The following is a 13,452-nucleotide window of genomic DNA, read 5'->3' as shown; positions in this document are numbered from 1 at the left end:
TTTTCTTATGGGATGTAGCTGATCGGTTGACCTGTTATTGGATGACTGAAAAGTGCGAGCTCCATACCGTAGATCTTGGTGAGCGTCTCTGGAGTCATCATCTCTTGAGGGGTACCTGACGCTATGACTTGACCAGAGTGTAATGCAATCAGATGGTCACTGAACTTAGCGGCCATGTTTACGTCGTGCAGTACCATTATTACGGTCAGACCTAATGACTGATTAAGCTCGCGAATCAATGCTAAGAGCTCGTGCTGGTGAGCAACATCGAGCGCTGATGTGGGTTCATCAAGTAAGATGCATTGGCTTTGTTGAGCTAATAACATCGCGACCCAAGCACGCTGCCTCTCGCCTCCCGATAGTGTGGCGACGAAGCGTTGAGAAAATTCGCTTAATCCTACTTTCTCAATCGCTTCATCGACGATTGCGTAGTCATCTTTGCTGTAACGCCCAAATGCGCCTTTCCATGGATAACGACCAAAGCAAACTAACTCGCGTACAGTTACACCATCGGTGATCGGTGGGTGCTGAGGTAGGTAAGCGACTTGGTGCGCAAACTCAAGGTGACTGAACGACGAGAGTGGTTTTTGATTAAAGGAAACTTGCCCTTGAGTAGGACTATTTTGACGGCTTAATAACTTAATTAAAGTCGACTTTCCGCACCCATTATGGCCGAGTAATGTCGTGACTTTTTTAGGCTCAAAATTCAGGCTCGTAGGAGAGAGAATTGTCTTACCGTCGATTTCAAATGATGCATTGGTAAGCTGATACATAATGAAATATGAAGTTGAGTTATAGGTAAAGAGCCGTTAATGTTAGCACAATGAAATTAAAATGATAATTATTCACATAATCAATAATAATAAATTCTGATCTGGCGTTTTTCATTTCGAGTTTATTCACTCTTATTTACGCCCTTAAATTATGTTAGCAATAAATAATAAAAATTTTCACTTAATGTCGATTGGCCTTATTTCCGCCCTGATGGGAGTTGGGCAAAATGGGTTACTTGTATCACTGCCATTTTTGGTAGAGCAGTCGGCCTTTGACCTGCCTGCATGGTCTGCTCTGATTGCTGTAGGAAGTTTACTATTTCTCCCATCAGCCCCGTTTTGGGGACGATATAGCGATAAACATGGCCCAAATCGAGTGGTTATCCAAGCACTAGTGGGAATGACCATTAGTTTTCTGTTGCTTGCCGTGTTCTCTATGATGAGTCTATCGGGGGAAAACAATGTAACGTTATGTTTTGTCGGGCTAATTATCGCAAGGGTTATTTATGGATGCACCGTCTCTGGAATGGTACCTGCGAGCCAGCATTGGGCAATAATATTATGCGGAGAACAACATAGATTAAAGGCGATAACAGCGGTCAGTATTGGATTAAGTAGTGGACGATTATTGGGTCCAATTGTTTCTATTTTTGCACTAAAGTTGAATCCTTTTGCACCGTTATTTTTGATGGTTTTGTTGCCATTTATCGCCCTTGTTTTTGCGTTAATAATGCCTATTCCAAAGGTCGAGTCCTCTATTTCTAATAATATAAATCGCGAATCTTGGTTACCTAATAAAAGCTTATCACCGTACCTTATTACTGGGCTGCTACTTTGTGCATCGGTTGCGTTATTGCAATACGGTTTATCGCCTTTGATCTATTCATTTACTGAATGGCCCTCAGAGAAACTAAGCGACGCGATCGGTATTTTATTGAGCATCAGTGCTTCAATGACACTGTTTTCCCAGGTATGGATTGTGAAAAAAGAGAGGGTGACGCCTCGAATGATGTACTGGATTGGTTCAATCGCCTTCCTCATTGGAATGTCGTTGTTCACCATTCCTCATTTATTGACCTTTGGATTGGCGATGGCTGTGACCTCTGTTGGCGCTGCATTACTGGTGCCTGCTTATACTGCGTCAGCAACCGATAAGTGGAGCAGCTCGCCGGGGACGGTGGCTGGTTATATCTCAATGTCTCACACTATAGGTTATGGAGTCGCGGCGATGTTGGCATTCAGCGTTGTGATTAACCCACTGTACCCGATTTATCTTTGTATTGCTTTTTCAGGGGTGATCGTTACTTTGGCATTTTGGACAAGACAATCGAAGACACAAGCAACGAATAAGGTCGCGAGCTGATTTTAGCTCGAGCGTCGCGTACAAAAACAAAACCATCACTTTGCTTGCGAGAGCTCGAGTAAAAATGGGATAGCATGGCTGTCCCATTTTTATCATAAGTGTTTAAAGCGGCATTAGCCTCGAACTTGGCTAGGCGTAGTTCCAGTCCAGCTGCTGTAAGCTCTAATAAAAGAGTTGGTCTCTTGGAATCCCAATAAAAATGAGACCTCGATAATAGGAAGTTGAGTTTGTTGTAAATAGTAGTCGGCCAATTCCTGACGTACTTTTTTGAGTAAACATTGATAGCTGTAGTTCTCTTCCGATAGCTTTCGTTGCAGGGTTCGCTTACTCATAGCTAACTGTTTTGCCACATACTCAATACTGCTCTCTCCTTGTGGTAGAGAACCAACCAAAACCGTAGAGACACGATCAAGTGTGGTGTTTTCTGCCTGCTGCGCTTCCAATCTTTGCTTTAGCTCATTATCAAACATATTGAGCATCGCCTGATTTTGGGTCAGGAAAGGAGCATTAGCATCGGTGGCTCTGAAGCAAATCTGAGCCAAATCCCCTTGTTGTATTTCACATCCAAAATACGCTTCGTATGCTGCGAGTTGGTTAGGTAAGTCTGGCAACACAACCATCAGAGGTTGAACATGTGTGCGAGTCGCCATTCTCGCTAACTGCGTCATGAAGACCATTTCGGTTAGGTTGAGTGTTTTGGGCAATTCCCCATCGTACCCATAGCAACCCAAGGTAAGCTGCGTCGCAGTATTGTCCTTTTCGATATCGAGTATCATCGGCCCAATTAACGGTTTGTAATCACGCAAGCGCACCAGTGCAGCGTTGAGATTATCGCTGCACATTGCCGCATAGATTGGCACATCACATGATTCAAAACTCAGTACTTCCGCAAGTTTGAGTGGCATTTCTGTCCCGTGAGAAGCGGCTTCGATGCCATGCCAAATTTGGAAGTATTGGGCAGGAGTCAGTTGCACTTTTTGTTGCTCAAAGAGCCCTTGAGGAAGACCTGCATGAGCCAGTATTTCGTGAATATCCAGACCTAGGTCATTAAAGAGCACTTTCCAATTGGGTGGAATGGTGAATTTACTGGCTCGTTTCATCTCTTTTGCCTCACTTTAAAACAGGTTTAGTTCTTTTCCATCGCTTGACGAGAAATCTTAAGCGCGGTCTTGCGTGGCAAAAGAGGGATAATCTAATTAATCATAAATTTAAGAGGTGCCTCATTGAAAGCGACAAGCTCACGCTTTTGAATCGCTTCATAACCGCACTCAGCGACGGAACGTGCGGATTTAGCATTTTTCCAGATGTCGACACCATCGAGATTACCAGCTTCAACAAAACCGGTATCGACCGCTCCAGGGCAGAGTGCGGTGACGCTGATGTTGTGGTCTTTGACCTCTTCCGCTATCGCTTGGCTAAATGACGTTACGTACGCTTTGGTTGCGTAATACACCGCCTGCAATGGGCCGGGCATGAAAGAAGCGGTCGATGACACGTTAAGGATTTGGCCATAATTGCGCTCAACCATGCCCTGTAAGTAAAGGTGGGTTAGGTTAGTCAGAGTCACCATGTTGACTTGCATCATCGACTGCTCATCAGCCAACTCACGGTCTGCAAACTTACCGTGTCCACCAAAGCCAGCGTTGTTGATCAGTGTATCGATTTGAAGTTCTTTAGCTTGCGTGTAATTAAATACTTGCTGAGCGGATTCGGGTAAAGAGAGGTCTTTTGCAATCACCTCTACGCTGACCGAGTAAGCATTTTCCAATTGTTGCTTAAGAGCGTTAAGTTTGTCTTCTGAACGAGCGACGACGACTAAGTCATTGCCCTTTTCAGCATGAATTTTTGCGAGTTCTAAACCAATTCCGTTTGATGCGCCTGTGATAAGTACTGTTTTTGTCATGATGCTACCTTTGTGCTGTCTCGTGGTGTGTTCACATATTAGCCACTGCAGCGATCTAGGTAATATCCGATCACGACAACAAGCAATCTGATCGTGCCAATAATAGTGGCATGCGACGACACAGTGAGAAGAATGAGCTTGTAGAAACGCTCCCACTGTCCCTTAAGTTTGTCTTTTTTAAATCTAGATGAAAGTTTTTCCGTGCTTGCTAGGTCGGATATAGATGGAGTCTATGAATTGTATTGTTTATCAAGCTCTATCGAATGAATATGGAGGTCAAATTATGAAATGGTTTTTTCTGTCTTTAACTTTGCTGTTTGCCGCGGGGTGTCAGTCAACGGGTTCTTCTTCAGCTGGAGAAGAGAGTGGTTGGGAGCATACAGGGGGTTGCGATCACTAACTTTTTTTTGTTCTTTTCTGTCGCAATGGCATAAATACCCTCACTTTCTGCTGAGGGTATTTTATTTAAAATCTATAAACTGATTCCATATTCCTATCTATTATCAATTTAATTCCTCATTGTTAGACTTCTCCGCAACAAAACAGCGCTCCGCCAATTGGGCATCATTTAGAGCGCGTAACTGGAGACACCACTATGCAATATGAGGGAAAAATCTACCGCCCTTGGATTGAGGCTCGCAGCATCCTGATTCAAACCACACTCGGATGCAGCATTAATACTTGTACGTTCTGTAGCATGTTTGATGATAAGCGCTTTAAGGTGCGTGATATCGAGGATGTGTTTAAAGATATTGAAGAGGCACGTCAGATCTACCCATACGTTGAGTCGATTTTCTTAACCGATGGCAATGTTATGGCAGCGCGCACCGACTACTTGTTGAAGGTACTGAATAAGCTCAAGCACACCTTTCCAGAGAGCCAAAGAATCTCTTTATATAGTGGGTTGAACGATTTTCGTCGTAAGAGTGTTGCAGAGTTGAAAGAGCTGAAAAGTGCAGGTCTTGATATGGCTTATTGCGGCCTAGAATCTGGCGATCCAGTGGTACTCGACCGTATTAAAAAACGCATGAGTCAAGAGCAAGCAATTGAAGGTATGACGATGGCGAAAGAAGCAGGCATCGAAGTACTGCTGTCGTTTATCTTTGGCTTAGGTGGTCGTGAACGCTCTAAAGCGCACATCATCGAGACCACGCGTATTTTGAACATCACCAAGCCGGAACACATTGCACCAATGGCCCTTGCGATTCAACCGGGAACCGTGATGGAACAAGAGGTCAAAGACGGTACGTTCATTATGCCGACACAATTGCAAATCCTTGAAGAAGAAAAGTATCTACTTGAAAACTTAGAGATAGATACTTTCTACTGGGGCGATCATGGCAACAATATTGTGCCTCAGAAAGGATATTTGTTGGATTCTCGCGAGCAATTCTTAGCGCGCGTAAACCACGCCATCGACAGCAATCCGATGGCTGCACATAACATCATCCAAACCTATTCTTGGTAATGAGGCCGGCGGGAGCGAGGCGTTCGCTCTCGTCTAATTTAAATACGATTTGTGCCTAAATATTGTTCGATGCTGTGTGCTGGATCTCATCGTTTTTAGCACTCAGTTGCTAAGGTATTTATGACACATTCTCTAATTTCAGCCTGAAGGCTCTACAAAAGGAAAGAGGTCTCTATGCTAGGTGAAAACCACTCTCTTATTCATGAATTCCCAGAAATGAAAGATAAAATTGCTCAGCTTGCAGAGGATAATGAAAATTTTGCGACTGACATGAAAACCTACAACGACTTAGATAAAGAGATTCGTAAATTGGAGCTAAACGGCTCGCCGATTGAAGATGGTCAAATGCACCAAATGAAGCACGACCGTTCAGTGCTTAAAGACTCGCTTTATGCGCGACTAACCGCCTAACCAAGATAGTGATAAAGCAAACACAATGACTAAGCTCCTTCGGGAGCTTTTTTTGTGCCTGAGGTAGCAGAACTTGTACGGTATAGAGATTGTATTACTTTGAAAACCAAGCATAATAATCAGTATTAAATTATGACTTTCAAGTTTTTGTTGGTAATCAGATGAATATTGAACACCTGAAATTGTTTGTTCGTTTAGCTTCGACTCATAATATCAGTATGGCTGGGCAAGAGCTCGGGCTGTCACCAGCGGTTGCAAGTTCGCATATCAGTAAGCTCGAAGACAATTTGGGTGTGCGCCTCGTGCATCGTACTACCCGTAAAGTGTCATTGACTGAAGAGGGGCAAGCATTTCTACCCCATGCCGAAGAGGTGTTGTCTAGCGTAGATGCCGCTCGCTCGGCAATTGGCGTTGGCAGTGAATCTCCAACGGGCACGCTTAGGGTAACGGCATCGGCGTCATTTGGTCGCTTGCATTTAGTGCCTGCGTTGGCAGGTTTTATGGAAGCTTACCCGGGGCTTAAGGTTGACTTGAGATTGTCTGACACAGTGGTCGATATGGTCGAGGGTGGCTTTGATATTGCGATTCGTATCTCTGAGCTCAAAGACTCTTCTTTGATTGCTCGAAAACTTGCGCCGGATGATCGTATTATCTGTGCCTCTCCTGATTACTTAATCAAATATGGTAAACCAGTCACTCCACAAGACCTAAACGATCATCAGTGTAACAGTTTGATTGGGCTTGAGAACTGGACGTTTCAGACTGAGACAGGGCCTGTCACTGTAAAAGCGAATGGTCCATTTCGTACTGATAATGGTGAGGCTCTGAGAGATGCTGCTATTGGCGGAATCGGTCTCGCCATTGCCTCAACATGGTGTGTTTACGATAAGCTAAAAAGTGGTGAGCTTGTTCGCGTGTTAGACGACTACCCGCTCACATCTGAGCCATCTATTTGGGCTGTCTATCCTAGTTCGCGTCTATTGGCGCCGAAAGTGCGTGCATTCATTGATTACTTCTCTGAGCACTATGGGACGCCACCTTACTGGGATATGTAGTTTCGGGTTGACAGTCAAATGTGAAAAGCCCGCATCGTAGCGGGCTTTATTGTATTCGCTGTTCGTAATTCGCTTAAGCTAGCTTCTGTGCAAGCGTGTGTTCAATCGACTCAACCACCAGTTGCGATTTATTGCCATGAGTAGCATCTGGATGTGGGTTTGCAAATACCCCATTATCGTTATCGAAATATTTGCCATGAGCGTTCGCAAACTCATCGGATAGCGATGCGCGTACCAAGATATCTGAGCCAATGCTTAAGTCACCGCCCGCAATTCCGTAGGCATCTTTTACCATTTTACTGCCAAGTAGTGAGGCTGGGTTCACCGCCACAACCATTGGACCATTGTCTGCTAACTCGTTTGCCATTTCGCGAGTCCACATAGTGATAGCGAGCTTACTTTGTGCATAGGCTTCTCCATCTGACAGTGGTTTACGACCCTCTAGCGCATCAATACTCACCGGCGCTTGAGCTGCAGAAGATAGGTTCACCACTCGGCTTGAGCTGTCTAACAGTGGTAGTAATCGTTTAGTTAGGTAATATGGTGCGAGAGTATTGACCACAAAGCGCACATCCAAATCATCTGAAGTGATTGGGTTTGACGTATTGAAGACACCCGCATTATTAATCAGCACGTCGAGTTTAGACTGCTCTGCTAATAACTTGCTCGCCAATGCTTCTACGTCCGCCAATATCGATAAATCCGTCACATAGCTTTCAATCTTTGCTGTGTCTGAAATGTTCGCGAGCTTTTGTTCAACGTCTTTTAATTTTTGTGGATTACGACCGTGCAACAGAACGTGATGACCTTGTTCAACCAGTGTTTTTGCTGTTTCAAAGCCAATGCCATCAGTAGCGCCCGTAATCAGAATCACTTTTTGCATGGTATCTATTCCTTATTGAAACGCTGAGTGAGCAAGCGTTTATGTGTTTGGTTTCGTTGAGATAAAGCATAGCAAGGTTTTGAAATGGTGATAATTAACGGGCTGGTGAAAACACTCTTTAGATTTCGTTGAAAATAAAAAAGCTTAGTCGGGGGAAGACTAAGCTTTTGGTTGTTCGTATTAGCTAGGCGCTATTAGCTCACTTGGGAAAAACTCACCACTTTTTGCTCAAGTGTCGTCTTTAAGTAGTTCGTCACCATTTGTTGCTCTTCTTCGCTCATGTATAAGCCAAGTTTGGTACGACGCCATAACATGTCTTCTGAAGTTTGAGACATCTCTTGCGTGATCAAGTAGTCGATTTCACGTTGGTAAACACCATGTGCTTCCGACGAGAACTTCTTACCAAGATCTTCTTCACAAGTTGCACCAGCAAGTAGATCCCAAGTCTGAGTACCAAACTGCGTGATGTAACGAAGCAGTAGACCTTTTGAAGCCCAAGGGTACTTAGAGTTCATCATGTCAGCTAATTGTTCACGACTGCAGCTAAAGTTACCACCCGGTAGCGTGTCGGTTGCTGTCCATGCTGGTCCCATGTTTGGTAGGAACGGTTCTAGCTTTTTCAATGCAGCTTCACCGAGCTTACGGTAAGTCGTGAGCTTGCCACCAAACACCGAAAGTAGTGGCGCTTGATCAAGTTCAGCATCAAGCTCTAGCGTGTAGTCACGCGTGATCGCCTGTGGTGAGTCAGACTCGTCATCACAAAGTGGTCTCACGCCGCTGTATGTCCAAACCACATCTTCGGTAGTTAGCTGCTGAACAAAGTGTTGGTTAACAATATCGATTAGGTAATCGACTTCATCATCAGAGATCGCAACTTCGCGAGGATCGCCTTTGTACTCAACATCTGTTGTACCGATGATCGAGAACTTATCTAAATAAGGGATCATGAAGACGATTCGATTATCTTTGTTTTGAAGAATATATGCTTGAGGCTCATCGTGAATACGTGGCACGACAATGTGCGAACCTTTGATCAGGCGAATATTACGTGGTGATTCCTGTTCGAGACCATCATCAAAGAACTGTTTCACCCAAGGACCCGCCGCATTCACAAGGGCTTTCGCTTTACGTTCGAATGCTTGATCAGTCATTACGTCGCGAATCGTTACAACCCATACACCGCCTTCTCTGCGTGCTGCTTCTACGCGACAGTAGTTACGGGTTTCAGCGCCATTTTCTTTCGCCGCAAGTACATTCAGCAATACCATTCGAGCGTCATCGACCCAACAGTCTGAGTATTCGAAACCGACTTTCATTTCAGGTTTCAGCAAGCCTGATTGCGCTAGGTTGACTGTCTTACTTGCTGGAAGCGTAGTTCGTTTACCCAAGTTATCGTAAAGGAATAGGCCACAGCGAATCATCCACGCTGGACGCAAGAATGGGCGATGCGGTAAACGAAAACGCATTGGTTGCGCGATGTGTGGCGCTTTTCTTAACAGAACTTCACGTTCTGCTAGCGCTTCTGATACTAAACGAAACTCGTAGTGTTCTAGGTAGCGTAGGCCACCGTGAATGAGTTTTGAACTTGCTGATGACGTTGCTGATGCGTAGTCGCTAGCTTCGTATAAGCCTACCGTTAGGCCGCGTCCAGCTGCATCGGCTGCGATACCTGCGCCATTAATACCACCACCGATAACGATCAAATCTAAAGTGGAGGATGAACCATTATTTGTATTATGTTGTTGAGCACTCATGATTTTGACCTCTTGGTGAGCGAACGAGCATTTTTGAAACTCATTGAATCCTACTTTAACTTTCGTTTTTGGTCACTATTTATTTTCGTTTATGCGCGTTTAATGTGATTTGAACATAAAAAAACCTCTATTCGATATCGAATAGAGGTTTTTATTAACAATTGATTAAAGTGTAGACCGGTTTTTTGCGTAAGCGAACATGTCTGAGTGCAAATGATAGATTCGCGAAATCAATGCCTATTCTGAAGGAGCTGAGCGCGTTTCAATCACTTCTAGGGGAATTTCAGCTTCTTTAAGAATGGTGTGAATCTCTTCTGGCGGCTGCTGGTTAGTGAAAACCATGTGTGCTTGATTAATATTGCCTAACTTCACCATCGCATTACGACCGAACTTAGAGTGGTCGACTGCAATGAAGATACTGCGGCTGTTCTCGATGATGGCCTGTTTTACTCGTACTTCATGGTAATCAAAATCGAGCAGTGAGCCGTCGAAGTCGATGCCACTGATACCTAGGATGCCAAAGTCTAGGCGGAACTGTTTGACGAAATCGAGCGTCGCTTCGCCCATGATTCCACCATCTTTATTTCGCACTTCGCCGCCAGCGAGGATTACCTTGATCTCAGGATTAGCCAGCAGGATAGTTGCGACATTGATGTTGTTCGTCACAACACGCAACTGTTTATGGTTCTTATTGAGGGCGCGGGCGACGGCTTCCGGTGTAGTACCAATATCAATAAAAAGAGTGGCACCATCTGGAATGTGCTTGACTACCTCGTCTGCAATGACGTCTTTTTCATTGAAGTTTAGCGTTTTACGCGTGTTGTAAGAGGTATTTTCAGAGCTTAAAGGAATAGTGGCACCACCGTGGTAGCGGCGGATTTTGTTGCTGTCTGCGAGCTCATTGAGGTCGCGTCGAATGGTTTGTGGGCTTACATCAAACTTCTCAACGAGTTCGTCTGTGCTGACGTATCCCTGTGTTTTCACCAGATCGACAATCTGCTGGTGCCTTGGTATCTGCTTCACTTACTGCTCCCATGTGCCTAGATCTTGCTCTAGAACACCAATTTCGAAAATATATACTCGCTCTATTGTGCGCGAATTGGCGCGATGTGAGAAGTTTCTATGCTGAGTTATCGGGGCTAAAACGCAAAAAGAGCACGACAGGCGTGCTCTTTTGAGTTTCGTTTGGTGATTTTGGTTAAATCACACCCGATTTATAACAAATTAATCTTCGTTTTCTTCATCGTCGTGAAGCTCAGACCATACTTGTGCACACTTGATTGCACGTTTCCAGCCTTTGTAGCGACGGTTACGCTTCTCTTCGTCATGGTGTGGTTCGAATGTACGATCAAGAACGGCTTTGTCTTGAAGCTCATCGATGCTGTCCCAGAAGCCAACTGCAAGACCAGCAAGGTAAGCTGCACCTAGGGCTGTTACTTCGGTTACTTCAGGACGGTGAACTTCTGTATCCAGAACGTCAGATTGGAACTGCATTAAGAAGTTGTTCGCTACCGCGCCGCCATCAACACGTAGGTTTGCTAGTTTGATGCCAGAATCCGCTTGCATTGCGTCTAGTACGTCGCGAGTTTGGTAAGCGATGCCTTCCAATGTTGCACGAATGATGTGGTTAGAGTTAACACCACGAGTTAGACCAACAATAGTACCGCGAGCGTAAGCATCCCAGTATGGTGCGCCTAGGCCGGTAAATGCAGGAACAACGTAAACACCGTTTGATGTATCTACTTTTGTTGCGAAGTACTCAGAGTCTTTCGCATCAGCCAGAAGCTTCATTTCGTCACGTAGCCATTGAATTGATGCGCCACCCATGAATACCGCGCCTTCCAGTGCGTAAGCTGGTTCGCCTTTCGGGCCACATGCTAGTGTCGTTAGTAGGCCGTTTTTCGATGTTACTTTCTCTTGGCCTGTGTTCATTAGAAGGAAACAACCCGTACCGTAGGTGTTCTTCGCTTGACCCGCTTCTACACACATCTGACCGTAAAGTGCTGCTTGTTGGTCACCCGCAATACCTGCGATTGGGATACGAGTACCGCCTTTACCACCCAAGTTAGTTTGGCCGTAAACCTCAGAAGAGCGTTTCACTTCTGGCATCATTGATGCTGGGATACCCATCTCGTCTAGTAGCTTGCTGTCCCAACATAGGTCGTTGATGTTAAACAGCATAGTACGTGATGCGTTTGTGTAATCTGTTACGTGAACGCGGCCTTGAGTCATCTTCCAAACTAGCCATGTATCGACAGTACCGAACAGTAGCTTACCAGCTTCAGCGTCTTCGCGAGCGCCTTCAACGTTGTCTAGAATCCATTTTACTTTGGTACCTGAGAAGTACGGGTCAAGGACTAAACCTGTATTGTCACGTACGTAATCTTCTAGGCCACGCGCTTTTAGGTCTTCACAGATATCAGCTGTACGACGACATTGCCACACAATTGCGTTGTAAACAGGTTTGCCTGTTTCTTTGTTCCAAACAATCGTTGTTTCACGTTGGTTGGTGATACCGATACCAGCAAGTTCATCACTGCGGATGCCTGCTTTCGCTAGTGCTTCAACCAGAGTTGAGCTTTGCGTTGCCCAAATCTCCATTGGATCGTGCTCTACCCAGCCTGCTTTTGGATAGATTTGAGTAAACTCTCGTTGAGAAGAGCTAACAATGTTCGCATCATGGTCGAGGATAACAGCGCGAGAGCTTGTTGTGCCTTGGTCTAGCGCTACAATATATTTTTGCTCGGTCATGGTAAGAATCCTTTTTATTTCGTTATCTATATTTTAGTAAATGTTGGAAGGCTTAGGGTTAAGCACGAGCTTGTTCAGCTTCTTCTTCTGTTTCACATTGATTCGGAATAGTACAACCTTGGCCCGTTGCAGGTAGGTATGCAGCGATGGCTTTCGGGTATAACCAGCCACCAAAACACGCACCAGCAATTGGAGCAAGAATTGGAACAATAAAGTAAGGGATGTCGCGAGCACCGCTCAGAGCGTAGTCCCAACCTGCAAAGTAAGCGAATAGCTTAGGACCAAAGTCACGCGCTGGATTCATCGCGAAACCTGTTAGTGGACCTAAAGAGCCACCAATCACCGCAATCAAAATACCGATTAACAGTGGGTTCATTGCACCGCGAGAAGCACCGTTGTTTTCATCGCCAAGCGCAAGAATGGCAAACATCAGAACAGCTGTAATCACAAATTCCACAGCAAAAGCGCCAAAGAAAGAGAGGGAAGCGTGTGGGTAAGTCGAGAAAATACCAGCTGTTGCAAGAGCGTCTTGGCTGCTACGTACGAAGTTATTCGCGATTTCATAGTCAGTAAACAAGTTGCTGTAAAGAGTGTATACCAGCGCTGCTGAGCAGAATGCACCAAGTAGTTGAGAGATGATGTAAGGTACAACCTTCGCCTTATCAAATCCGTGGAACATAGCCAGTGCGATAGTCACTGCAGGATTAATGTGTGCACCAGATACGCCAGCAGTACAGTAAATTGCGATGGTCACGCCGAAGCCCCATACAATACTGATCTCCCATTGGCCAAATGCTGCGCCAGTTAGTACGAGTGCAGCTACACAGCCTACACCGAAGAAAATAAGTAGTCCTGTCCCTATAAATTCTGCTAAGCATTCGCCGAATAAAGAGGGGTGTTTTTTTATTGTCATTGTTCGAGTCCTTGTTAGTTTGCTTGTCTAGCACGTGTATTGTGCATATATTTGCGAACCCGAAAACAAACGAACATTAAAAATGAGCGTTTGAGCATGAATTTGTTAATGAAACGCGGTTTTATTGTTAATTAGCGCAACTTTGATCACAAATGAAACTCATATGAAAGAAGGGTGG

General features: G+C 44.9%; 11 protein-coding genes and 1 pseudogene. 4 read left to right on the top strand and 8 right to left on the bottom strand.

Annotated features, from left to right (window positions below):
- Positions 1-5: 5 nt before the first annotated feature.
- Positions 6-773: an ABC transporter ATP-binding protein gene (locus VFDL14_RS14325; RefSeq protein WP_032550602.1), complete on the bottom strand. Its 768-nt coding sequence runs from the start codon at positions 771-773 to the stop codon at positions 6-8.
- 151 nt (positions 774-924) lie between these two features.
- On the opposite strand from VFDL14_RS14325, the gene VFDL14_RS14330 reads away from it, so the two are divergent.
- Positions 925-2,136, top strand: coding sequence for an MFS transporter (locus VFDL14_RS14330; RefSeq protein WP_032550601.1), 1,212 nt, complete (start codon positions 925-927; stop codon positions 2,134-2,136).
- A 113-nt stretch (positions 2,137-2,249) separates the two neighbouring features.
- Here the strand turns inward: VFDL14_RS14330 and VFDL14_RS14335 are convergent, their stop codons facing one another.
- Both VFDL14_RS14335 and VFDL14_RS0123100 read right to left on the bottom strand, forming a co-directional pair.
- Positions 2,250-3,236 (bottom strand): AraC family transcriptional regulator, encoded by a 987-nt coding sequence (locus VFDL14_RS14335; protein ID WP_032550600.1) that lies wholly within the window; start codon positions 3,234-3,236, stop codon positions 2,250-2,252.
- A gap of 26 nt (positions 3,237-3,262) precedes the next feature.
- Positions 3,263-4,039 (bottom strand): annotated as a pseudogene (locus VFDL14_RS0123100) (SDR family NAD(P)-dependent oxidoreductase).
- 595 nt (positions 4,040-4,634) lie between these two features.
- Between VFDL14_RS0123100 and VFDL14_RS14340 the strand changes: the two are divergent.
- From VFDL14_RS14340 to VFDL14_RS14350, 3 genes are all read left to right on the top strand, one after another.
- Positions 4,635-5,507, top strand: coding sequence for a radical SAM protein (locus VFDL14_RS14340; protein WP_032550599.1), 873 nt, complete (start codon positions 4,635-4,637; stop codon positions 5,505-5,507).
- A 174-nt stretch (positions 5,508-5,681) separates the two neighbouring features.
- Positions 5,682-5,918 (top strand): YdcH family protein, encoded by a 237-nt coding sequence (locus tag VFDL14_RS14345; RefSeq protein WP_032550598.1) that lies wholly within the window; start codon positions 5,682-5,684, stop codon positions 5,916-5,918.
- 161 nt (positions 5,919-6,079) lie between these two features.
- Positions 6,080-6,973 carry a LysR family transcriptional regulator gene (locus VFDL14_RS14350; RefSeq protein WP_032550596.1) on the top strand — a complete coding sequence of 298 codons (894 nt, stop codon included), beginning with the start codon at positions 6,080-6,082 and terminating at the stop codon, positions 6,971-6,973.
- A gap of 73 nt (positions 6,974-7,046) precedes the next feature.
- Here VFDL14_RS14350 and VFDL14_RS14355 read toward each other — a convergent pair whose 3' ends face one another.
- The 5 genes from VFDL14_RS14355 to VFDL14_RS14375 form a co-directional block, all read right to left on the bottom strand.
- Entirely contained in the window at positions 7,047-7,856 is an 810-nt protein-coding gene (locus VFDL14_RS14355; protein WP_032550595.1) for an SDR family NAD(P)-dependent oxidoreductase, read from the bottom strand.
- Between the two features lie 194 nt (positions 7,857-8,050).
- The gene (glpD, locus tag VFDL14_RS14360) at positions 8,051-9,610 is read right to left on the bottom strand and encodes a glycerol-3-phosphate dehydrogenase (RefSeq protein WP_032550594.1); all 1,560 of its coding nucleotides are present in this window, start codon (positions 9,608-9,610) and stop codon (positions 8,051-8,053) included.
- A 237-nt stretch (positions 9,611-9,847) separates the two neighbouring features.
- A complete protein-coding gene (locus VFDL14_RS14365; RefSeq protein ID WP_032550593.1) occupies positions 9,848-10,633 on the bottom strand; it encodes a DeoR/GlpR family transcriptional regulator in 786 nt (261 codons plus the stop codon).
- Between the two features lie 201 nt (positions 10,634-10,834).
- Positions 10,835-12,361: a glycerol kinase GlpK gene (glpK, locus tag VFDL14_RS14370; RefSeq protein ID WP_032550592.1), complete on the bottom strand. Its 1,527-nt coding sequence runs from the start codon at positions 12,359-12,361 to the stop codon at positions 10,835-10,837.
- Positions 12,362-12,419: 58 nt separating this feature from the next.
- A complete protein-coding gene (locus tag VFDL14_RS14375) occupies positions 12,420-13,274 on the bottom strand; it encodes an MIP/aquaporin family protein (protein WP_032550591.1) in 855 nt (284 codons plus the stop codon).
- Positions 13,275-13,452: the final 178 nt, after the last annotated feature.

Origin of the sequence: Vibrio fortis (assembly GCF_000695685.1) — a bacterium.
Classification (GTDB): domain Bacteria; phylum Pseudomonadota; class Gammaproteobacteria; order Enterobacterales; family Vibrionaceae; genus Vibrio; species Vibrio fortis_A.
Note: the sequence above shows the minus strand (reverse complement) of the source record. Positions and strands in the feature narration are given on the sequence as shown.

Coding starts and splice junctions, on each gene's coding strand:
- VFDL14_RS14350 (WP_032550596.1), top strand. CDS start 6,080: ATGAATATTGAACACCTGAAATTGTTTGTTCGTTTAGCTTCGACTCAT.
- VFDL14_RS14340 (WP_032550599.1), top strand. CDS start 4,635: ATGCAATATGAGGGAAAAATCTACCGCCCTTGGATTGAGGCTCGCAGC.
- glpD (WP_032550594.1), bottom strand. CDS start 9,610: ATGAGTGCTCAACAACATAATACAAATAATGGTTCATCCTCCACTTTA.
- glpK (WP_032550592.1), bottom strand. CDS start 12,361: ATGACCGAGCAAAAATATATTGTAGCGCTAGACCAAGGCACAACAAGC.
- VFDL14_RS14375 (WP_032550591.1), bottom strand. CDS start 13,274: ATGACAATAAAAAAACACCCCTCTTTATTCGGCGAATGCTTAGCAGAA.
- VFDL14_RS14355 (WP_032550595.1), bottom strand. CDS start 7,856: ATGCAAAAAGTGATTCTGATTACGGGCGCTACTGATGGCATTGGCTTT.
- VFDL14_RS14325 (WP_032550602.1), bottom strand. CDS start 773: ATGTATCAGCTTACCAATGCATCATTTGAAATCGACGGTAAGACAATT.
- VFDL14_RS14345 (WP_032550598.1), top strand. CDS start 5,682: ATGCTAGGTGAAAACCACTCTCTTATTCATGAATTCCCAGAAATGAAA.
- VFDL14_RS14330 (WP_032550601.1), top strand. CDS start 925: ATGTTAGCAATAAATAATAAAAATTTTCACTTAATGTCGATTGGCCTT.
- VFDL14_RS14335 (WP_032550600.1), bottom strand. CDS start 3,236: ATGAAACGAGCCAGTAAATTCACCATTCCACCCAATTGGAAAGTGCTC.